1 protein-coding gene is annotated in these 779 nt (G+C 44.4%); it reads left to right on the top strand.

Going from position 1 to position 779, the window contains the following annotated elements; genetic code table 11:
• Window positions 1-395 precede the first annotated feature (395 nt).
• Window positions 396-689 (top strand): transposase family protein, encoded by a 294-nt coding sequence (locus H5300_RS26925; protein ID WP_182797380.1) that lies wholly within the window; start codon window positions 396-398, stop codon window positions 687-689.
• Window positions 690-779 lie beyond the last annotated feature (90 nt).

Here is a 779-nt window from a genome sequence, read left to right as displayed (position 1 = left end):
GGGTTCATCTGCCACCTCGCACCAACGTGCATCTTGAGTCACCTCTTGATGGACGCTTCCGGCATTTGCCCGGATGTGGTGTCAGGCTTCCCCAGTTATTGCACTGACTCCCTGTTAACAATGCCTCCCTCAAACACATTATAGGTCTGACTGAGTATTGGACTTCGCGCTATTTCGGACGCTTGCCCACCTATAATGCCGAAGCAGGTTCACTTGCGTTGTGTACTGTTAACTTCCTATCGCTTCCTTCAGACCCTGCCGTTGGCCAGCAGGGTTCCCGCATGTTATTTTCGCAGTGTTTCTCAGCTTTTCGGGGTTAAATTTTGAAAAATAGGTTGAATGTAGTGATCTGACGTGATCTTATACTGTTTAGATAACAGGATGAGATTAAAAAGATGAATTACGACGAATTCAAAGACCATTTTAACACGTTGACTGATAGCCGTCAGGAACGAAAAATCACTTATGATTTCTTCGAAGTGATGTTCCAAGTAGTGACTGCCATGTTGTGTGGAATGAAAACCTGGGATGAGATAGAAGCGTTTGGTGAAGAGAACTTAGAATGGTTTAGAAAGTTCAGTCCTTATTTGTCAGGTATTCCAAGTCAAGATACAACGGCTCGCATTGTTGGATTGGTTGACCCTGATGAGTTTTCTGGCTCTTCGACGTTTTGTGTGGATTTGGGTTAAAATATGCACCTCCTAAATAGGCTCCAATACAAGGTCCAGCCACATTGAATTCTTCTGATATTTTTATGCTCGGGTTGGGGCTGCAAGCAC

This window comes from Vibrio sp. SG41-7 (assembly GCF_014164465.1).
Taxonomy (GTDB): domain Bacteria; phylum Pseudomonadota; class Gammaproteobacteria; order Enterobacterales; family Vibrionaceae; genus Vibrio; species Vibrio splendidus.
Note: the sequence above shows the minus strand (reverse complement) of the source record. Positions and strands in the feature narration are given on the sequence as shown.

What these genes read in the sequence shown, in the direction of transcription:
- H5300_RS26925 (WP_182797380.1), top strand. Translation starts at nt 396, where the DNA reads ATGAATTACGACGAATTCAAAGACCATTTTAACACGTTGACTGATAGC.